Source organism: Chryseobacterium sp. OV279 (genome assembly GCF_900128945.1).
In the GTDB taxonomy this organism is placed as follows: domain Bacteria; phylum Bacteroidota; class Bacteroidia; order Flavobacteriales; family Weeksellaceae; genus Chryseobacterium.
The window spans coordinates 811,710-832,003 of record NZ_FQUD01000004.1; the positions used below are offsets into that span (position 1 = coordinate 811,710).

Consider the following 20,294-nt stretch of genomic DNA (forward strand, 5'->3'; position numbering starts at 1 on the left):
TATATACTAACCAATTAACGACTATAGAGATGAAAAAAATACTTTTGGGATTTGCCTTGGGACTGGCAGCTTTGTCTTCCGCCCAGCAGTATCCAAATAACGGATGGGGAGATGACGGATATTACCAGAACGGTGGTTATTCCGATGAAGATGACAGAAATTATTTCCCGGACGATTATTATTACAACTATCCTCAGGACTATTACCCAAGCGATTACTATCAGGGATATTACAATGATTACAGAAACAGTATCACCAATATCAACTGGAATGTCTTTTTTAGAGAAAACAGGCTGAACCGCTGGCAGATGGATCAGATCATGAGTCTGAATAATTTATATGTAAGTTTCTCTACATGGGATAATTTTTACAGATATAATCCGGACAGATGGTACTATGACAGATTCTACGCACTGGAAAGAATTTTAGGACCCAGGGTATTTGTTGTTTTCCAAAACAATTATTACCGTGGATCAAGCCCGATCGTTTACTTCCAGAATTACAGAAGAACGTATTACACGCCAAGATATTCCGTAATGCCACGATACAGAAATGTAAATATCAACGTATACAGGGTAGACAGAGCGAGATTCAGAAGAATGGATAACCCAACCTTCAATGTGATCAGAACAAGCGACCGACCAAATAACGGATTCAGAGGACCGGTAAGAGACGGCAGTAATACCGGAGGTTTCAGAAATCAGGCTGGAAATAATGACAGAAGATCTGAAAATTCAGGAGGTTTCCGTAATGAAAACACCAGAGAAAGAAATAACGGTGGTTTCAGAGGGAGTTCTGAAAATAGCGGAACAAGAGAATTTGGAAATAATGGAGGCTTCAGAGGGAGCGGTGAAGTGAAAAGAGAAAGTGCTCCGCGAAGAGAAAATAACAGTGGAGGATTCAGAGGAAATGGAGGAAGCTCCAGATCTGAAAGTCAGCCTTCAAGATCACAGAACAGCAATGGAGGTGGTTTCAGAGGCAGTCTGGTAAGCAGTAAATAATTTTCATATATTATATTTAAGTGGTGTGAAGGACAGGTTTTAGGATCTGTCCTTTTTTATTTTTCAATTTTATTATTTTAATACTATAATTTAACATTTTTTATGAATATTTCGGTTTAACTTATCTTTTAACTAATAATCAAATATATGTATAACAATTAATTAAATATTTTTTAAGATGAAAAAATTAGTTTTAGCAATAGCATTTATCGGAATAGGAGGTCTTGCCATGGCGCAACAGACAACAACTCCACAGGACAAAGAAGCAAGAAGAGCAGAGATGCACCAGAAAATGGAGCAGAAGCATCAGAAGCATCTTGATGAGATGAAAAAAGATCTGAATCTGAACGATTCTCAGGTAGCACAGATAAAAAGCCTTCATGAAAAAAGAAAGTCTGAAATGAAAGCCGACTTTGACAAGAATAAAGAAGTAAGACAGGCCAAGATGGAAGATATGAAAGCTAAAAGAGCTCAGATGGATGCCGATATGAAGAAGATTCTTACCCCTGATCAGTATGATAAATGGCAGGCTGACAGAAAAGCTAAAATGGAGCAGAGAAAGACCGCAATGAAGGATAGAAAAATGATGAAGAAGCCAATGAACACTGGAGCTCCGGAAGCTAAATAAGAGTTCATAATTTTGATTTTTTAATGTGAGAAGGACGGGGAAATACCCGTCCTTTTTGTATTAAATTTCATTAAAACTTTTGATGTCGGGCTTTTATTCCTTATTTTTGAATATAAATTTATACTTATGATCAGCGAAAAAATTGCAACGTTAATTAACGAACAGATAGCTCACGAACAATATGCCGCACAATATTACCTTTCCATGTCTGCCTGGTTCTCAGGAAAAGATCTTGATGGTATTGCGAATTATTTCAGAGTTCAGAGCAAAGAAGAACTGATGCACGCAGATAAAATGTTTGACTTTTTAAATGACGTAGGCGGAGAAATCATCATCGGAGAAATTGCAAAACCTCCTCATGAATTCGAAAATGCAACGGATATCTTCGAAAAAGCATTGGAGCACGAGAAAAAAGTAACAAGAAGCATCTTCAACATCGTGAAAAATGCAAATGACGAAGGTGATTTTGCAACGACATCTTTCATGCAGTGGTTCATCAACGAGCAGGTAGAGGAAGAAGCCAGTGCTTCACAGTACGTTACAAAAATCAAGATGGTTTGCGACAATCCATCTGCATTATATCTTTTTGACCAGGAATTGTCTCAAAGAGTTTTTGTACCGGCTACAACAGCTTAATTAATAGAAAAGATAGAAACCGCCCGGCCGTTCGAAGAACGGCCGGGCGGTTTTGTTTTTACTGAACATCAGATGAGAATAATGTAGATCAAAGGTTTCGTTATCTAAACATACCTTTTTTGATCTTCAAAAGTTTTTTAACCACAAAAGACTGTTTATAATAGTGTGTTCTCGCATATTATCCTGATCAAGCATTCTGATAACATAAGCATCTGTGAAAATCTGTGTCATCCGTGGTTAATTTTATAGAATAAGGTTATAATTTTCTTTGTATTAAAAAAAATTAGCTGCTCCCCAAGTTTTACGTACAGTCTGACAATGTTGATAAAATGCAAAGTTATCCACAATGATTTTCAGGATTTCCCCACAGTTATGAGGAATTTATTTTCTTTTTTGTAAATATATTGATTTGTTAATCAGTGTATTGATTGATGATTTTGAAGTTATCAACACTGGATTGTGGAAAACTTTGTGGAAAACCTATTTTACAGATAAATAAGCTGGGTCTTTAAAACCTTTCTTCCCAAGCTTTCCAGGATATTTTTATACCTTTCGATCTGGTATTCGTTTTTTTCTGTCTGTTCACCAGTTTTAAAGTCGACAATAATATAGCCTTCCTCGCTTTTTAGAATACGGTCCGGTCTGAAAATATGACTTTGACCTCTGTCCGAAATCATAATATCTTTTTCATTGATCACTTCCCATTTCTCGTCAAAAAACTCAGCATATTTCTGAATGATCTGAATCAGGGTTTCCTGAATTTCATCTTTCTCTTCTCGCGTGATCTGTCCGTCCAGTACATAACTCTCCAGAACTTTGGCCGTATCTTTCTCTGTATTGATTTTAGACAGTAATTCATGCACGAAAAGCCCGATCCTTACTTTTTCATTCCGTACCTGATAGTTTTTAGATGGTGTAGCGATTTTTATAGAAGACCTGTTTTCATTAATATTTTTAAGGTTTTGAATATCCTTGGTTTTAAATAATGATGTTTTATCCTTAGAATGCTTTTTCAGCATCTCAGGACGAACTTCATACAGATCAAATTCATCAGCTCCTTCCGTATTTTTTCCGTTAAAAAATTCCAGCAGTTCAAGATTATTGGATGTCTTATTCGCTTTCTGAAGATAGAAAAACAGCTGTTCTACAGGACGTGTTGTAGCGACATACTGAAGACATAATCTGTCGATGAGGTTTTTGTAGGAATTCTTTTTGTTGAAGGCCTCGATTTCCTGATCATACACCTCAAGGTTTTTATTGAACTGATTGATGTTGACCGATTTCAGAGCATCATCATTATTGGTGTCAAACCAGTTGGTAAATTCACTGTCCCGGTTTTTATTCATCATCGGGATAAATACAATCGGAAATTCAAGCCCCTTTGATTTGTGGATCGTCATGATCTGCACGGCATCAATGTTTTCTGAAGCTTGAATCGTATACGCAGAAGCCTCTTCATCCCAATATTTCAGAAATTCTTTCGTACTGGCTCCCGCATTTTGTGTAAAATTGAAAAGCATTTCCAGAAAATTCAGAAGGAAATCCGTCTCCTTATTCTCTACCGCGAATTCATTGATGTAATATTCCACAAAATTATACAGGTTGAATCTCGGGAAGTTTTCCTGTTTCAATTTTAATGAATAGGTATTCTGGATAAACTGAAGAATTTCCTCATGCGTTTCAAGTTCCAGAACTTCTTTCATTTCCAGCGTAAAATCTGCTATATGAATTCTTCCCAATGTATTCAGATAATACATCATCATGATCAGATTGGGTTTGTTCTTTGGATTGATTTCCCATCGCAGAAATTCAATGACCGCTTTCAACGTGTTGGAAAGTTCAAGCGTCAGACCTTTGTCCGAAATCGTTTTGATATTGGTTTCTTCGCCGCGGTATTTTACTTTCAGATTTCCCAGTTTCTGAGAATAACTGAAAATATCAAAATTGCCCCGGCATAAAATCGTAATGTCTGAAAATTTGAAACCGTTATCCAGACTTTCCTGAATATCATTCCGCATTTTTTCAGAAGTGTCATTATAAAAATCCTCATTCGTGAGATTTTCAATCAGACTTACTTTTACACGTCCGTCAATCTGTGATCTTGGACTCTGCTCAGCATCTTCCCCGAAAATATTACGGTGTTCCTCTTCCAGATTTAACGAATGATAACTATACAGCTCATTATTGAACTGTACAATATTTTTAGCACTTCGCCAGTTATCTTTTAAAACAAGAAGACTTGCCTGCTTGGGCGAAAATTCCTTTTTGTTGATAATGTCCAGCATCAGTTTACTTTCTCCACCACGGAATCTGTAAATACTCTGTTTGGGATCACCTACCAGCGTAAAAGACGTGTATTCCGAGGAAACACTGTGGTCCCTCAGCGGAACAAAATTCTGCCACTGCAATTCCGAAGTATCCTGAAATTCATCGAAGAAATAATGCTGAAACTGCGCACCTACCTTTTCATAAATAAAGGCTGATGGCTCGTTCTTAAGATTTTCATTGATCAGGATATTAAATTTCGAAAGCAGAACCAGATCGTTCTCTTCCTCAATTTTTTTTAATTCATCCTGAATATCTTTGTTCACTTTCAATGGGAGAAGAGCGGATAAAATCTTTTCTTTCTTTTGTGTTTCAATATAAAGAAGAATCAGCTGCATCCTGTTGTCCAGAAGCTGATCAAGTATTTCCAGTATTTCGGGTTCTTTACTTTTCGATTTCGTAGCCGCTCCCTTTCTGTAATTGTTGACTACAGATTCTTCCTGCGTGGTAGGAAACGGAAAACCGGGTCTTTTCTGGTTATAGAAATCCTGAACCTTCGTAAAAAATCCTCCGATCCCGTTTTTGCCCTGAGCGAAATCTTCGATCTCAATATTTCTGGACCGGAACAGCTCTACCGACTGTGTGGCAAGCTCTCCAGACTTCTTCTTATTCTGCACGATCTCTTTTCTGAGTGTGTTTTTTATATTCTCATAATTCGTGTCATCAAAGCTTTTGTTGCTTTTCAGATGTTCATAGTGAATATCTTTCACAAACTCCTTGGCGGAATCATAAAGGCTCTTATTCAGATTGATCCTTTCATTGTTTTCCAGACTGTAATCTACATAATCCATGAAAGAATTGGAGATATTGTCATTCTCACCAATCTGGTCGAGCATTTTATCCACAGCTTCGATCAGAAACGGTTCTGCATCGATCTCAAGATTAAAATTTTTCGCTAAACCCAATTCATAGGAGAAACTTCTTACCAGTCTTGAATTAAAACGGTCAATCGTTCCGATATTCAATGTTGAATAATTGTGAAGAACGTAATCCAGCAGCTTTTTGGAACGGCTATGAAGTTCATCAATGGTAATTTTTAAACCATCAGCTTCAAATGCTTTCTGAATGTTTTTCAGATCTTCGTTTTCAGCAAAATTGTCAGCGGAAAAATTTCCCAGCCACGACAGAATTCTCTCCTTCATCTCATTCGCTGCCTTATTGGTGAAAGTAAGCGCGAGAATATTCCTGATCGACTGCTGTTGATTGGGATACCGGAGACAGATCATCAAAAGCCTCTGGACAAGGGCATATGTTTTCCCCGACCCGGCTGAAGCATTGATCACTGTATAAGAATTTTGCATTGCTGAATTTAGAATTGAGACTGCAAGTTAGCTAATTTTTAAGTGAAATTTTAACAATTCCGATCCTCGATTTAACAGTTTAAACCACAAAAATCAAAAAGAAATCCCAAAACGCGTTAACTGTGGTTAAACTTGTCAATTAATTTAAAAATAATTTTAGATTTGCTTAATAAAAAACTGTCCGTGAAACTTAAACTACTCTTTTTTTTAACCACCCTTTTTTTCATTAATACCAATGCTCAAAATTATATTTTCGGAAAAGTGATTTCTGAAGACAGTGCAGAAATTCAGGATGTAACGGTCATCAATATCAGAACGGATGAAAGAACGGTTACCAACCGGGACGGACATTTCATGGTTTCCGGAAGGGCAGGGGATGAACTCAGGTTTATCAAGGCCGGTTATGAACGCATCGTCAAAAAAATTTCCAAAGAGATTATAGATGCTCCCATCAATATAACTTTAAAGAGAGAAACCATATTAATTCCTGAAGTAGAAATTAAGCAGGGACTCACAGGCGATCTGAAAATTGACACCAAAAACCTTAACCGCCCTAAAAAAGTAGAAAAACTCATCAAAGACATTGATCAATACATCGCTCAGAAATCGGATCCGAGGATTCTGGCAGCGAGACCGGGAGAATTTGTACAACCGAAAGGACAGGGCTTCTCCATTGGAAAAGTAAAGAACAAATGGGATGATATTGATTTGATGGGCTACCTGCATTCAGCGCTGGGAGATGACTATTTTACCAGTCTGAAAATAGAGAAACCTCAGATTGAACATTTCATCAGTTACGTTCTTGCAGGCGGTTTTGAGCGAAAAAGTATTCTGAAGTATGGGTTCTGTAGCGACGCAGATTTGTACAGGTTTCAAAGATTTGTACTGACAAGAATTTCGTCCTACCGTGCTCCACAGACTCAAAAATAAACACAGATGAGAACTTATATTAAACAAAGTCTTTACGCAGTTCCGCTTTTTGTATCTGTTGAATTTTTTTCCCAGCAGCAGGTGACCGGTGTCGTAACAGATAACAGTAAAACCAATATTAATCCGGTTTTAATTATCAATATCACCAGTCAAAAAAGTGCTGTAAGTGATACTTCTGGGAAATTTAGCGTAGAAGCCTCGGAAAATGATGAAGTACGTTTTGTAAAAGAAGGGTATTACCGTATTGATAAAAAAATAAAAAAGGAAGATTTCAGTTCTCCTTTAATGATCAGCTTTGAAAGGGTAGAAATAGAAATCCCGGAAGTGAAGATCGTCTATAAACCTACCGGTAATCTGGAAAGAGATAACAAGCATCTTAATGAATCACGAAAAATGGTTTCTTTAAGATCAGAATTGGATGAGTATATGAAAAGTCCGATGAACGAAGCGGTACCGGATAATGCGATTTCGAAAACCTTCAAACCGGATTATAATGCCGGACAGGTAAGTATTTTAGGGGTTCTGGATGCCGCTGTGGGTTTGTTCAAAAAAGCTACGGAACTTAAAATAACCAAAGCCAATTATAAGGAAACCCAGGATTTTATCCAAAGAATAAAAAACGAAATAGATTTACAGTTTCTGAAAAAATATGGAATGGATGAAGAACAGATCGATGAATTCCTGATTTATGCCAATGATACAAGAATGATGGCGAAAAAATTCAGAAAAAACTTTAAAGCAGATGTCGTGGAATATGAATTAAGAGCAGCATTTGCTGAATACAGGAAAACCCGCAAGGTGAGTAATATTTAGTTTTAAAAACATGAAGATGAATGCTGGATGCAGAAATACCACTATTACCGGATGGAAGATAACTTTCTTTCTTCTGATTTTCGCGTTTAATAGTTTCATGGCACAGCAAACGGTTAGCGGGCGAATCACAGATGATGACGGGGCGGAATTAAGCTCAGTCATTGTGATCAATATGTCTACCGATCAGAAAACGTCTTCCAATGCTATGGGAATGTTCTCTATTGAAGCCTCTCCCAATGACGAGCTTAGATTTGTAAAAGCAGATTTCAACAGAGTATCCACAAGAGTTCTTATCAATGGCTACAATCCTCAACTGCTGGTTACCATGATTCCGATACCGAGAGATGTCGGAGAAGTAAAAATCGTCAAAAAACCAACCGGTGACCTGGAAACTGATTCCCGATTGGCCGCAAAAATAGATAAAGGAGAGATTGTACAACAGGCGGTAGGTTTGCCACAACCTGTTGGTAAGATGCGTGAAAAGCCTGCAGAAGTTAAAAAGGTTCTTCTTCCGATACTTTTAGGAAGCTTAGATGTGCAGGGTACCTATGATCTGATCAGCGGGAAAGCAAGACGCCAGAAACGGCAGTACAGGTATGACGATCTGCAGGAACATATTATGTGGGTGAGAAACCGGGTTGATAATGAATATTTTACCAAGGCAGGAATTCCTGAAGAACGGATTTCAGAATTTATCCAATATTCCTTTGAGGTTAAACCTCAGGTAAGAACTTATGTGAAAGCAAAAAATCTTGCTGGGACGCTGTTGAGAATGGAAGAAACCATGCCTGTTTATCTGGAAAGATTAAAGCAAAGGAAAAACCAGGAATAATGTTAAAGAATTCTTAAAAAGCGGAATAGAAATTGATGTACAGCTACACAGAATCAATCAAATCACAAGTTTTATGAATAAAAATATTATTGCGGTAGCAGTCGGAGCACTGGGATTTGTCCTTGGGCTTGGTTTTTTAGGGAATGCTATTAAAAACAGAAATAAATCTGAAAATACCATTTCCGTAACCGGATTGGGAACCAAACAGTTTACGTCCGATCTGATCACATGGTCCGGAAGTTTTTCTAAAAATAATTCCGATTTAAAAGCGGCTTATGATGAGTTGGCTATAGACAGAAAGGTCATCAATGATTATCTGGTTTCAAAAGGAATTAAGCAGGGCGAAATTGTATTTTCTTCCGTAGATATCCAGAAGCAGTTCAGAAGCTACAACGACTCTAATGGAAATTATGTACAGGGTGAATTCTCCGGATACAACCTTACTCAAAAAGTTTCTATTGAAAGCAAAGAGGTGGTAAAGATTGAAAACCTTTCAAGAAATATTACGGAAATCATCAACCGTGGGATTGAATTCACTTCATCTTCACCATCCTATTTTTACACCAAATTAGCCACGGTAAAGCAGGAAATGATTGCCAGTGCAACGAAAGATGCTAAAGAAAGAGCAGAGAAAATTGCAGAAAATTCAGGAAGCAGTCTGGGAAATCTTAAAAAAGCAACCATGGGAGTGATTCAGATTACAGAACCCAATTCTAATGAAGATTATTCCTACGGCGGAACATTCAATACTTCCTCGAAAGAGAAAGAAGCAAATATCACGATAAAGCTAGAATACGAGGTCAATTAAGATCATCATCTGCGAAAAAATATCAACCACAAAAGAGAACAAAAGTTTTTTTTGGACACTTAAGTTATTCTGAATTTTAATACTTTGCGCACAAGAAGTTCACATAAGTTTTAAAAAAAATCAAAGATTTTATACGGAGTAATATACACAATCATCTGTGAAAATCCGTGAAATCAGTGGTTAAAGAAAAAGGAAAAAGACTTTACAAGATGCTATAAAAAACAAACCGCCGAACATCTCCGGCGGTTTTTATATTTTAATGATACACAACATCATAAATTTCGTCTTTAACACTTTTCAGATGTTCAGGCGTATAATTGGCCAGCAGCCAAAGATCCAGCGGTTTTTTCCCTTCACCATAACTCGGCTGTACATACATTTCGTCGATCAGGGTAAATCCGTTTTTCTGATAAAAAGAATAGCGTCTTTTCGCATCTTCTCCCAAATGATCAGGCTCTATTTCCAGAATAATTCTAGGATAATTTTTAAACAGGTATCCTGTAATATGTGATCCCAGTTTCTGACTTCTGAAGGCTTCAAAAACTTCAAAATGTTCCACGAAAACATAAGAACTCAGTTCCCAGATAATAAGATAACCTATTGCCTGAGATTCATGAAGTACAGATATTACCTTCACATGAGGATTTGAAAATAATGCGGTAAATTGGTTCCAGTCCCTTTGCTCATCTGCGGGGAATGTGCTGGAATATGACGTATAGATGTCCTGAACTCTATAGTCTTCTGCAGAAGTAATCGGTAAAAATTCCATAATTATAAATCAAAAACGCTCGGCCTTCTGGTAATAAAAATATCTTTGATCCAAAGCGTGAATGCCAGTCCCAGATAGATCAGAAAGAAAAAGCCGGCAGTGGCAAAAGTAGAATAGATAAAAAAGATCCTCAATTTAGATACAGGGATCCCCAGTTTAGCTCCGGTTCTCGTAAGAACGCCGAACCATTCTCTTTCCATTTTGTGGCGGATATTATCAAACATTTGAAGATTCTTTTAAAAGTTTAAATCCAATACCGCAATTTAAGCAATTTTTTTCTACCTATCCGATTCGTGATAAATAAATTGATCTTGATCACGACTTTGTTTTTTATCAAAGATTAATCAAGCTCTATGCTATAGATCACACTGATAATTTTCCACTGTCCATTGACTTTTGCCAGCTGCCAGAATTCCTTGCCGTAATTGGTTACTTTGTTATCCAAAAGGAAAGAATAATCACAGGTAACTGAACCGATAACATCATCGTTTTCAATATGTACATTTTTAAACAATTCATCCTGGTTGCCTTTATCCATAAGAAACAGATGAAAATCCTGAAAATTTTTCGTGAATAGATTGGAAGGATTTGACGTTTTATTTTTCAGCCTTTTCTGCTGGGTCTTATCTCTGATTACAGCAGTCCAGTTAAAGGAGTCTTTTGTAAATAGAGCCTTAAAAGCTGCGGTATCTTTTTTAATGATATGTTGTCTGACCTCCTCAACAAGATTTTGGATTTCATTTTTTTGTTGTGTATAGCCTTGTGCACGACAAAAAAATGTAAGTAAAACACAAAATAATACGCTTATGTTTTTCATAGGATTTTATTTTAAGAATGAATTCGAAAGACAGATCAGGTTTATGATCAGAAGTAAAACCTTTTCCGCTATTATTTTTCTGTAAATATTCGAATAAATCCATGGAGTTTAAGAACGTGATGACGAACGGAGACTGATCCTATGTAGATAGTACTGTTATTGATTTAAATATAAAATCAGGCTCTACAATGTAATGAGGTCTATTGGAAAAATATCAGCTGTCCAAAGACTGTTTCAACAGATTAAACCCTATACTGCAGTTCAGGCATTTTTTTTCTGTGCATAAATTGTTATAATGATAAATCAGGCTCTGGCTTTCCAAAGCATTATTAATCTTCAATCCAAGTTTTTTCCATGCGGCGGTTACAGAATTTTTTTCGGAGCTACTGTTTCTGTACAAATCAAGGATTTCCTCTGTATTTTCTTCATGATGATATTTATGATAGGTATATTTTAGGGGAAGTACCGTATTGAGGATAATTAATTCAATGAAATCCTGACTTAACGTTTTGGGCTGGAACTTTGAAATAGTTCCAAAGTTAAAGTGGAAATCCCAATATTCCGAAGCTTTTACCGGTTCAAAGACTTCATATAGCTGATCCGTATGATTCGCCTTAATAATTTTTGAAAATAAATTCTGATGCTTGTAATACAGATCTGCCAATTGGGAAAGGCGGATCGTAGGAAAGTTGGGTGGGCGCAATCTCAAAAACTTGGGATGAAGTGTCAGATTAGGAATGCTGAACTTTTTTCGGATGAATTCAAATTCTCTTTTCCAGATCATCATTTGTCCGTCCTTCGGATGATCCAGCCACCCCGAAATACCGAACAGAAGAGCTTCCAACTGTAATTCATTCTGCCGGACCTTATTGATAACACTGAAATCTATTGATTCTGCGATCTGTCTGAAAATATGGGCATTTACTTTTAATCCGAAAGAGTAGGCGAGGCTGTGAAAAAGGACGGCTTCAAAATTATTTTTGTACTGGTCCAGACTTTTCTCCAACTCCTGAGACTTTTCATCTAATTTTTTAAGAACATTAGCTTCGTGAAAATGAATGGGGATTTTATTAGGCTCAAAAATATTTTCACAAGGAATGAATTGGGTTCCGTTGATCAATTTTTCATATTTCCACAGCATATTTGAGTCGATATGATCTTTAAGCTCCAACGTCGGAACATTTTTCCGGATGAGGTCATCAATTTCTGTGTCATTTTGATAGACTACATGAAGAATGATATTCTGGTAATTGGGATCCTGGGAATGGTTGTGGAAAATCCAGTCGGAGGTACGGATGTGAAGTTCTATATGTCCGGCAATGACGAGTCCTTTTGTTTTAATTTTTGCATTGAGAAAGTCCGGTCCTGCATCGGTATTCCATCTCCCAAAATGGATGATTTCAATGGGATTTTCTTCAATGTCCTTGAAGTCATAATTTTTGAAAACCTTATAGTTCCAGAGATATTGAAGCAGTTTTTCCGTCATAGGCGTGATGATAAATATAATAGAAATTCAGTACTTTCATTAACCCTGTGATTAAGTTTTCCGGTTCTGTTCTACACAATTTTTTATCTATAGAAATCCAGTTTTTGAAACAAAGATTTATGTTTTGTTCATTCTATTTTCTTCTTGTTTTAACTAAAAAAATAAAATACCTCCCATACAGTGACGGAAGGTATCGTGTCTAAATTTAATGTACTATTTTAGGTAGCAGATATAAGGCTGAGATTAGAAATGGGAATGGTCAATTTTGCTTTGCAAGTGAATGGTGAATTTTTAAAATTTTCCAACTCCGGGAACCACATCACATAACTTATAACTCATAACTTCTCCAAACCCCAATCTACTCCGACCACGGTGAATGGAGAATACAGTCACAGAAATTTTTTCTTTGAAAGTTCGGAATCATAAAAGTGCATACATCAGCTTTAATATTTCCGAATGTTGTTTCGGTTTTATGCTCAAAGCCTGAGAAAAATGCTGGTATGATCTTTTTCTTAAAATCTGTCCTCGGGAAAAATCCGATGATCTCCTCACGGTTTGCTTCTGACAGATGTTCATATCCTTCACCCATCACATCCAATCCTACACCGGAATACATCAGGGCAACTTCCGCTTCTTTATGTTCCGCAATTCCTATCGTAGTATGCAGGGCAATGGTATCCCATACAAGCTGAAGGCTTTTTTCGGGAAGTCCGTGTCCTTTAAGAAAATCTCTGGCTGCATTCGCTCCGTCTACTTCAAATCTGAGATCAGGGCTGCTGTAATGTGCGGTTAAACCAAGGTCATGGAATAGGGACGAAACATATAACAATTCGAAATCATAGGAAATTTCTTTCCGTTTGGCATTTAAAGATGAAAAAAGAAACACCCTCATCGAGTGATTGTATAAAAATTCATTGCCGTGCTCCAAAAGAAGTTCTCTTGCCTGTTCTGCAATAGTACTGTCGGGGATTATGATGCCTGCGGCTGATTTTAACTTTGCTGTCATAACTTTTTTTACAAAATTAAATCAATCAAAGCGCGTGGATAATATCAGTTTTTTCCCTTCACATGTCAAAACTGACCTAAGTTCCGATAAGTCTGAGGTGAAAAAGAAGTTTGTTTTTTGAAAAAGTGGCTGAACTGTTCCGTTGAGGAGAAATTAAGGAGGGAAGCAATCTCTTTGACAGGTGATGAAGAGAAATACAGCATTCTTTTGGCTTCGTTGATGATCACGCCTGCAATCAATTTTTTAGGTGAATTTCCACCCTGTTTATGGCAGATACCGGAAAGTTGCTTATGGGTTATATTCAGAAATCCTGCGTAGGCTGAAACTTCGCGGGTCTTCTGATAATTTTGTGAAACGAGTTCCAGAAAATGAGTATAGATTTTTCTGTCGGAATTGTTGTACCGTTCCTGTAGGGAAAAATTAATATTGGCGGTTTTGATCATGATGATCTTGAGATAGGCCGCCAGAGCATCTGTCTTATTGATATAATTTTCAGTCTGGAACTCCTTGTTCACCATCACTGCTACACAGAAAAGTTCTTCGAGATCATTCTTTTCCGCTGCCAGTCCCTGATTGTCTGCATTCAGATTGAACAGGACGGATTTACAATTGCTGGCACTTTCAGGGGCTTTCTCCCAGAATGCATCCGTAAAAGTAATTTCATAGCCTGCCAGTGAAGAATCTTCGGAGAATAAAAAGATCTGTCCCTTAGCGATAAGGAGAACCTGATATTTTTCCAAATGAAGAGAGGTTTTGTCGATGGTTACAGATCCTTTACCATCCTGATAAATGTAGATCCGGTTAACGGCAGTTCGTTGCGGTTGGTGATTATAATCCATATTCCCGTCAAGGCGGATGATAGAAAACTCATCTTCAAATCCTTTCGTATTGTCTGTCAGTTCCATATTTGGCCTGCGGGAATAGGGATTACATTTTATCTGTTTGGTAGAATTAAGCTTTTGTCAGCTCCTTCTTGAAATTTTCTATAGTGGTTCTGTACATTTCTTCATAGATAGGAAGAATGTTTTTCAGATCAAATTTGATAGCCTGGTCTTTTGCATTCTGCTTCATCGTGGTTAAAAGTTCTTCATTGCTTAAAAGCTTGATCGTATAGTTGCTCATCGCTTCTACATTTCCAATTTCAGCTAAGAATCCTGTTTCTCCCTGGATATTTACTTCAGGAATTCCTCCCGCATTAGAGCTGATCACCGGAGTGTAAGCTGCCATCGCCTCAAGTGCTGCCAGACCGAAACTTTCCTGTTCTGAAGGAAGTAAAAATACATCTGAAAGCTGTAAGATTTTATACAAATCATTTACTTTTCCTAACAGACGGATCTTTGATATAAGCTCAGGGTTTTCTTCCAGAAACTGGTTTACTTTTTCCATGTCAGGTCCTTCACCGATGATGATCAGTTTCGATTTTACCTTTTTCTCAACACTCTTAAAGATCTGCAATACTTCTTCTACACGTTTTACAGGACGAAGGTTTGAAACGTGGATCAGGATTTTCTCATCCGGGTTTGCAAACTGTGTTCTCTGGCATTCCGTACAGTCATCAAATTCAGAATTATCAATAAAATTGGTAATCACCTGTATCTGCTTCTTGATATTGAAAAACTGAAGGGTATCTTTTTTCAGACTTTCAGAAACCGACGTGATGGCATCTGACTGGTTGATTGAAAATTCTACAGCATGTTTATAGCTTGGATGTTGTCCAACCAAGGTAATATCTGTTCCGTGAAGTGTTGTTACCAATGGAACGTCATTATTATCTTCCTTCAGCATCTGTTTAGCCGTAAATGCTGCATATGCGTATGGAATGGCATAATGAGCGTGCAGGAGATCCAGTTTATATAGATTTACGACACGGTAAATCATAGAACTTAACGCAATATCATATGGCTGATACTGGAATAGCGGATACGTCTGTACATTCACTCGGTGAAAGAAAATGTTCGGGTTGGTAATGTCCAGTCTCGCAGGGAGCGCAGAACTTATAAAGTGAACCTCATAGCCTTTGTTGGCAAGAGACATTCCCAGTTCTGTTGCTACGATTCCGCTTCCTCCGTAGGTCGGATAGCAAAGTATGCCTATTTTCATTAGATTATTGTTGTTTTGATGTTGTAAAAACTGTGGTGTTCACATTCGAAGCAGAAGGAGCCTTTTCGATTCCTAATCCTGCTTTCAGCTGGTCATTCACCAGTACGGGCAGTTTGCCCCATATTTTTGTTTTTCCGTTCAGCGCAGCGGCTGCAGCGGTCATAGAGTCGTCATTGTTTTCATAAGAGACAAGGACGGTAGATACTTTTGAAATATCAATATCTTTTAAAGCGTATGCGCTTCCGAATACATTTAAAATAACATTCTGATTTTTGGTAAGATCAGCAAGAACTTTCTTCGATTCCGCTGAAATTTTATAAGGTTTATATGCTGTCGAATTATCCTTGTGAAATCCTACGATTACGGTAGAACCTGCAGGGATGGTATTGATTTCGTTGGCTTTTTTAGTGATCACATTAGATCCTAATTGATTCGCGAAAGTCTGATAAGGCGCTTCTTCCAAAGGAACATAATAAGTTTGCTTTCCGGTGATCGGAAGAAGTTTCTGGTCATCTTTTAACAAAGTCAAAGCATTGGCATAAAGATTTTGCACCAAAATTTTGTGAGAGTCGTTATTCAGATCGTTATTGATGTTTTCAGGATTTTTCGGGGTGTATTGCGTAAGGCCCAGGAAATATTTTGTCAGTAAAATCTTTTTTACACTTTCTTCAACTCTTGACTGAGAAATTTCACCCTTCTCAATTCCTTTCTGAATTAATTTTTTTCCTTCCGAAACACCCTGTGAGAAAAGCATAATGTCATTTCCTGCTTTAAACGCAAGTGCATCCAGTTCGCCCGGCTTATATTTATTGGCTACAGCGCCCATGTTTAGGGCATCGGTGATAATTAAACCTTTATATCCTAACTGATCTTTTAATACCCCTGTAATGATGTTTTTAGAAACCGAAGCAGGAATTCCTTTTCCGGATTCAAGACTTGGAACATATAAGTGAGCCACCATCACACCTCCGATTCCTTTATCCATCAAAGCTTTAAAAGGAGCCAGTTCTACGCTGTTTAATCTTTCTAAGCTATGTGAAACTACCGGCAAATCAAGGTGAGAGTCTGTACTCGTATCTCCGTGTCCCGGAAAATGTTTGATCGCAGCAAGGATCGTATTATCCTGAAGCCCGTTGGAATATGATAAAGCTGAACTGATCACATTATTCACTTCTGAACCGAAACTTCTGTTCCCGATGATAGGGTTGTTTGGATTGGTATTTACATCCACTACTGGTGCGAAATCCCAGTTGATCCCCATTCGGTGGCAGTCTTCCGCTATTTTGGCGGACATCTGATAAATAAGGCTTTTATCCTGTATGGCGCCAAGGGTCATGGCCCATGGAAATTTGTGTGCAGTAGCAATTCTCTGAAAAATTCCCCATTCTGCATCCATCCCGATCATCATCGGAACTTTTGATTTTTGTTGGAATTCATTTACCAGATTAATTTCTCTGGCTGCGTCATCCTGCATTAAGATCAGTCCTCCGATTTTATCATTAACCACGATGTTTCTGATCTGGTTGATATAGTCTTCACCTTTATTGGTATAGAGTGCTACAATAAACAGCTGACCCAGTTTCTCGTCCTGTGAAAGCGATCTGTAGGTTTTATCCACCCAGTGATTGGCCTTTTTGAGGTCTTCTTTAGAAATGTTTTTGGGCTGGTATTGAGCTTTGGCTGTAAAGCTTATTAAAGAAAAAATAAAGAGGGAAGTATATAGTAATTTCTTCATGATCTTTTGAATAAGAACAAAAATACAATTAAAAAAATGATGAAAACAAAGTTTTTGTAATTTTTGGTATATGATTTGAATACGCTTTATAAATAATAACTAAACTTTTCTAAAAATGAAAAAAATTCTTTTATTTTTATTTCTCGCTACTGTAGGCTTTACTGCTTATAGTTGTGATAATAATGATGATACTCCTGTTCAGACAGTAGATAATGATACTGTAGCACAAGGGTTCGATGTAATTCCTAATTTTACTAGAACTAATAATAATCTTTATCAATTTACTGGACAGTTAAAATCTACTTTGGTACAGTCAGATGTAGTTCTTGTATATTTGCAGGTAGACAGTACCAGTGATGGTTCTCCGGTGTGGAGACTTCTTCCGTATACCTTTTTTACAAATAATAATACAGCTGTTGATTACTCATTTGATTTTAGTAAATATGATGTTAGATTGAATGTAAATTCAACGTTAGACCTTAGTACGGGTGCAAATTCAGTTTATTATACAAATAAGAAGTTTAGAGTAATCATTGTACCGGCAAATACAACAGGGAAAAATGCTTCCGCATCCGCAATTGATTATTCAGATTACAATAGCGTAATTAAATATTACAATATTGATGAATCTAAAATTAAAGTTAAAAATTAATTAAGAAATATCTTTTCAGTTTTTTATAATTATTAAGAGCTTCGGGAGCAATCCTGAAGCTTTTTTATTATGTTTACTTAAGTTCACTTATTAGAGAAATAAAATTATTATTTTTGCACCGTTAAAAAAATAATAATGAAGAAAAGAAACATTTTGAAAATTACATTTCTAAGTTTTTTGACGCTATTAACTTCCTGTACGGAAGAATTGGTGGAAAATAATAGAGGAGAGAATACCGTTATTTCAGAAAGCGTAGTTAAGAATGGGAGATTGTATTTCCCGAACAAAGAATCATTAACTTATTCTTACAATAAAGTTAAGAATGCAGATGATGAAGCTATTGCCAATTATATTGACAGTAAAGATATAATTTCCTTAAGACCTGTAGTTACGGAGAAGAATGAGGCAAAGATCGCTTCTAAAATTTCGGAGCGAATCGAACTGTTAAAGACCAATAAAAGGTTTATGGCTTCAAAAGGTGCAACAAACAGGGTAATGAGTACAGCAGCAATCGAAGATGACATTGATGACCTTGAAGAACTTGTTGGAGATGATGCCTATGCTGCATTTTTGAATAGTGAGGCAGAGATACAGGTTGCAGATGATATTTACAAATATACAGATGCTGGTTTGTTTATTGTAAAAGCAGACAACTATCCTGCATTAGAACAATATTTGGCAGCAAAAAACATTTCTAATAACCTTTTATATCCAACTCCGAACTCTATAAGAGAAACATATGTTGACAGTATGCCATCCGGTCAAAGAGTTTCGATACCCGGTAATCCTTCTATAGAATACTATAATAATAAAGGTGATGGAGGTTTTAGAGGTGGCGGAGGTACCAGTAATGAGGGAGGAGTAATAGGTGGTCCTGTACACGGAGGAGGAAATACGTATACTGGAGGATTTGGTCCAGCCGTAGATCCTACAGCTCAAATGAATAGCTTTATCAATGGTCTTCAAGATTGTTCTACTTATACTACATGGCTTCAGGATTTATTCGGAGATTCAGATATGTGTGTAGACAGATATGAAGATAGACGAAGAGTTAAAACGAAGGCTTATAATTATGATTATTATTTAGTATATAATTTAGGAGTTAAAGTTAAGCACCAATATAAAGGGTGGACAGGGTTGTGGAGAAAAGAGAAAGCAGATGAAATAAGATTAGGTGTAATTGGAGCTGCCTTTTATTATGATTATGCTTCCTACTTTGACCCTGTTGTTTCAACAAATAATAGGACTACAACAATATACAATAATAATAATCGCTATGTCTTTGATGCGAATACTTTCTGGGCGCAGGATTATCTGAATCCAGGACTTTCAACAATTTCAGGCTTTAGTATTTCTGGATATCCTAAAATATTCAAGGATAATTATTATATTGAAGATGTTGTCAGATTTAATTTTATGTCAAATAATCCATTAGTAGATCAAGGAATTTATGCTGCTCTTCAGGCAGGCAATAAACAACTTTCATATAACTACCTTAATAAAATATTTTGGGAGAATGTTGTTAAAAAAGTTGAAAAACTTGCTGAAGCTTTAGGCCAAACTAAACCTGATAATAATATAACATACTCTTATAATGCAGTACAATTAAATAAGATGTTAGTACAAAAAACATATTATGAAAATCAATATAATACAGATGATGTTGAAAAAACTTTTGACTGGGGCTTTCAAATAGGTTTTAATATAGACTCTAATGGAAGTGTTAGTCCAAGCACATCTCCTAATGCTTTAAAAAAGCCACAGGATTACAAGGTTATTATGTATGGTATTGTTAAAAAGAATGGGGCGTGGCATGGAAGTAAAATAAATACTAATCAATAATAAAAAGTTATTAATAGTTGTTACATTAGTTGTGTTATAACTATATAGCAATATATATGACTAAAGGCTAACGGAGGAATCCGTGAGCCTTTTTTTATTTGATTCTTTACAACTTTCTTTACGTAGAAATAAAAAAGATTAATTTTACCATCAAACTATGAATCATAAAACTATGATAAAGAACTGTTATTTTAAATTTTTACTTATTATTCCTTTATTGATGTTGACTTCATGCAGGGAGACTGACGATAATAATGCAGATGAAAACTATGTTTCTCCCTATATGGGAAAATGGGTGGGAACCTATTCAGGTGAATTGAATGGAACTTTGATCCTGAATGTTTCAAAAAGTGGAAGCATGGAGGTAACAAGAACTGTAAATAATAATGTGGAGGAAGTGTATTCCGCAAGCCTTCAGCCCAATGAAAGTGGTGTTATAAATTCTTCTGTTTCTCCAAAAGGTTTTGTTCTCACCGGAAGTTTAAAAACCAAATCCGGGACATGGAAACAGTATCATTTTAGGGGAAACTGGTCTCTGAAATTTTTACCTACTCCTTTATAATCGGATGTGGATAATCAGAATAAAAAGCTCCAGAATTTCTTCTGGAGCTTT

Annotated in this window: 19 protein-coding genes; 10 read left to right on the forward strand and 9 right to left on the reverse strand. The window is 36.6% G+C overall.

Annotated elements, in window-relative coordinates:
* Positions 1-29 precede the first annotated feature (29 nt).
* The 3 genes from BUA72_RS20750 (at position 30) to BUA72_RS20760 (ending at position 2,265) form a co-directional block, all read left to right on the forward strand.
* Positions 30-1,001: a hypothetical protein gene (locus tag BUA72_RS20750; protein ID WP_072924904.1), complete on the forward strand. Its 972-nt coding sequence runs from the start codon at positions 30-32 to the stop codon at positions 999-1,001.
* A 178-nt stretch (positions 1,002-1,179) separates the two neighbouring features.
* A complete protein-coding gene (locus BUA72_RS20755) occupies positions 1,180-1,629 on the forward strand; it encodes a hypothetical protein (protein WP_072924905.1) in 450 nt (149 codons plus the stop codon).
* Positions 1,630-1,755: 126 nt separating this feature from the next.
* Positions 1,756-2,265: a ferritin gene (locus BUA72_RS20760; RefSeq protein ID WP_034725863.1), complete on the forward strand. Its 510-nt coding sequence runs from the start codon at positions 1,756-1,758 to the stop codon at positions 2,263-2,265.
* Positions 2,266-2,750: 485 nt separating this feature from the next.
* Here the strand turns inward: BUA72_RS20760 and BUA72_RS20765 are convergent, their stop codons facing one another.
* The gene (locus BUA72_RS20765) at positions 2,751-5,906 is read right to left on the reverse strand and encodes a UvrD-helicase domain-containing protein (protein ID WP_410493335.1); all 3,156 of its coding nucleotides are present in this window, start codon (positions 5,904-5,906) and stop codon (positions 2,751-2,753) included.
* Between the two features lie 168 nt (positions 5,907-6,074).
* On the opposite strand from BUA72_RS20765, the gene BUA72_RS20770 reads away from it, so the two are divergent.
* The 4 genes from BUA72_RS20770 (at position 6,075) to BUA72_RS20785 (ending at position 9,274) form a co-directional block, all read left to right on the forward strand.
* Complete coding sequence (locus tag BUA72_RS20770; protein ID WP_072924911.1) at positions 6,075-6,821, forward strand: carboxypeptidase-like regulatory domain-containing protein; 747 nt, start codon at positions 6,075-6,077, stop codon at positions 6,819-6,821.
* 6 nt (positions 6,822-6,827) lie between these two features.
* Positions 6,828-7,634 (forward strand): hypothetical protein, encoded by an 807-nt coding sequence (locus BUA72_RS20775; protein WP_072924913.1) that lies wholly within the window; start codon positions 6,828-6,830, stop codon positions 7,632-7,634.
* Between the two features lie 10 nt (positions 7,635-7,644).
* The gene (locus BUA72_RS20780; RefSeq protein WP_228407930.1) at positions 7,645-8,466 is read left to right on the forward strand and encodes a carboxypeptidase regulatory-like domain-containing protein; all 822 of its coding nucleotides are present in this window, start codon (positions 7,645-7,647) and stop codon (positions 8,464-8,466) included.
* Positions 8,467-8,539: 73 nt separating this feature from the next.
* Complete coding sequence (locus BUA72_RS20785; RefSeq protein WP_034725860.1) at positions 8,540-9,274, forward strand: SIMPL domain-containing protein; 735 nt, start codon at positions 8,540-8,542, stop codon at positions 9,272-9,274.
* 256 nt (positions 9,275-9,530) lie between these two features.
* Here BUA72_RS20785 and BUA72_RS20790 read toward each other — a convergent pair whose 3' ends face one another.
* From BUA72_RS20790 to BUA72_RS20825, 8 genes are all read right to left on the reverse strand, one after another.
* Positions 9,531-10,043 (reverse strand): GNAT family N-acetyltransferase, encoded by a 513-nt coding sequence (locus tag BUA72_RS20790; RefSeq protein WP_072924915.1) that lies wholly within the window; start codon positions 10,041-10,043, stop codon positions 9,531-9,533.
* A gap of 2 nt (positions 10,044-10,045) precedes the next feature.
* On the reverse strand, positions 10,046-10,267 hold the full coding sequence (locus BUA72_RS20795; RefSeq protein ID WP_034725857.1) for a PspC family transcriptional regulator: 222 nt from the start codon (positions 10,265-10,267) through the stop codon (positions 10,046-10,048).
* A gap of 116 nt (positions 10,268-10,383) precedes the next feature.
* A complete protein-coding gene (locus BUA72_RS20800) occupies positions 10,384-10,860 on the reverse strand; it encodes a hypothetical protein (RefSeq protein WP_072924917.1) in 477 nt (158 codons plus the stop codon).
* A 214-nt stretch (positions 10,861-11,074) separates the two neighbouring features.
* Entirely contained in the window at positions 11,075-12,346 is a 1,272-nt protein-coding gene (locus BUA72_RS20805) for a DUF2851 family protein (protein WP_072924918.1), read from the reverse strand.
* A 358-nt stretch (positions 12,347-12,704) separates the two neighbouring features.
* On the reverse strand, positions 12,705-13,352 hold the full coding sequence (locus tag BUA72_RS20810) for an HD domain-containing protein (RefSeq protein ID WP_072924920.1): 648 nt from the start codon (positions 13,350-13,352) through the stop codon (positions 12,705-12,707).
* Positions 13,353-13,417: 65 nt separating this feature from the next.
* A complete protein-coding gene (locus tag BUA72_RS20815; RefSeq protein WP_072924921.1) occupies positions 13,418-14,257 on the reverse strand; it encodes a helix-turn-helix domain-containing protein in 840 nt (279 codons plus the stop codon).
* 46 nt (positions 14,258-14,303) lie between these two features.
* Complete coding sequence (gene bshA / locus BUA72_RS20820; protein ID WP_047454407.1) at positions 14,304-15,452, reverse strand: N-acetyl-alpha-D-glucosaminyl L-malate synthase BshA; 1,149 nt, start codon at positions 15,450-15,452, stop codon at positions 14,304-14,306.
* A 4-nt stretch (positions 15,453-15,456) separates the two neighbouring features.
* Positions 15,457-17,187 (reverse strand): glycoside hydrolase family 3 protein, encoded by a 1,731-nt coding sequence (locus BUA72_RS20825; RefSeq protein WP_072924923.1) that lies wholly within the window; start codon positions 17,185-17,187, stop codon positions 15,457-15,459.
* A gap of 115 nt (positions 17,188-17,302) precedes the next feature.
* Here BUA72_RS20825 and BUA72_RS20830 point away from each other — a divergent pair, with 115 nt between their 5' ends.
* The 3 genes from BUA72_RS20830 (at position 17,303) to BUA72_RS20840 (ending at position 20,243) form a co-directional block, all read left to right on the forward strand.
* Positions 17,303-17,839, forward strand: a complete 537-nt coding sequence (locus BUA72_RS20830; protein ID WP_047454409.1) for a hypothetical protein — start codon at positions 17,303-17,305, stop codon at positions 17,837-17,839.
* A gap of 135 nt (positions 17,840-17,974) precedes the next feature.
* Positions 17,975-19,681: a hypothetical protein gene (locus BUA72_RS20835; RefSeq protein ID WP_072924925.1), complete on the forward strand. Its 1,707-nt coding sequence runs from the start codon at positions 17,975-17,977 to the stop codon at positions 19,679-19,681.
* A 172-nt stretch (positions 19,682-19,853) separates the two neighbouring features.
* A complete protein-coding gene (locus tag BUA72_RS20840; RefSeq protein WP_139259657.1) occupies positions 19,854-20,243 on the forward strand; it encodes a hypothetical protein in 390 nt (129 codons plus the stop codon).
* Positions 20,244-20,294: the final 51 nt, after the last annotated feature.

Bases quoted from the DNA above. Each gene is read 5' to 3' on its own strand.
- BUA72_RS20750 (WP_072924904.1), top strand. From the start codon at position 30: ATGAAAAAAATACTTTTGGGATTTGCCTTGGGACTGGCAGCTTTGTCT.
- BUA72_RS20755 (WP_072924905.1), top strand. From the start codon at position 1,180: ATGAAAAAATTAGTTTTAGCAATAGCATTTATCGGAATAGGAGGTCTT.
- BUA72_RS20760 (WP_034725863.1), top strand. From the start codon at position 1,756: ATGATCAGCGAAAAAATTGCAACGTTAATTAACGAACAGATAGCTCAC.
- BUA72_RS20775 (WP_072924913.1), top strand. From the start codon at position 6,828: ATGAGAACTTATATTAAACAAAGTCTTTACGCAGTTCCGCTTTTTGTA.
- BUA72_RS20780 (WP_228407930.1), top strand. From the start codon at position 7,645: ATGAAGATGAATGCTGGATGCAGAAATACCACTATTACCGGATGGAAG.
- BUA72_RS20785 (WP_034725860.1), top strand. From the start codon at position 8,540: ATGAATAAAAATATTATTGCGGTAGCAGTCGGAGCACTGGGATTTGTC.
- BUA72_RS20790 (WP_072924915.1), bottom strand. From the start codon at position 10,043: ATGGAATTTTTACCGATTACTTCTGCAGAAGACTATAGAGTTCAGGAC.
- BUA72_RS20795 (WP_034725857.1), bottom strand. From the start codon at position 10,267: ATGTTTGATAATATCCGCCACAAAATGGAAAGAGAATGGTTCGGCGTT.
- BUA72_RS20800 (WP_072924917.1), bottom strand. From the start codon at position 10,860: ATGAAAAACATAAGCGTATTATTTTGTGTTTTACTTACATTTTTTTGT.
- BUA72_RS20805 (WP_072924918.1), bottom strand. From the start codon at position 12,346: ATGACGGAAAAACTGCTTCAATATCTCTGGAACTATAAGGTTTTCAAA.
- BUA72_RS20810 (WP_072924920.1), bottom strand. From the start codon at position 13,352: ATGACAGCAAAGTTAAAATCAGCCGCAGGCATCATAATCCCCGACAGT.
- BUA72_RS20815 (WP_072924921.1), bottom strand. From the start codon at position 14,257: ATGGAACTGACAGACAATACGAAAGGATTTGAAGATGAGTTTTCTATC.
- bshA (WP_047454407.1), bottom strand. From the start codon at position 15,452: ATGAAAATAGGCATACTTTGCTATCCGACCTACGGAGGAAGCGGAATC.
- BUA72_RS20825 (WP_072924923.1), bottom strand. From the start codon at position 17,187: ATGAAGAAATTACTATATACTTCCCTCTTTATTTTTTCTTTAATAAGC.
- BUA72_RS20830 (WP_047454409.1), top strand. From the start codon at position 17,303: ATGAAAAAAATTCTTTTATTTTTATTTCTCGCTACTGTAGGCTTTACT.
- BUA72_RS20835 (WP_072924925.1), top strand. From the start codon at position 17,975: ATGAAGAAAAGAAACATTTTGAAAATTACATTTCTAAGTTTTTTGACG.
- BUA72_RS20840 (WP_139259657.1), top strand. From the start codon at position 19,854: ATGATAAAGAACTGTTATTTTAAATTTTTACTTATTATTCCTTTATTG.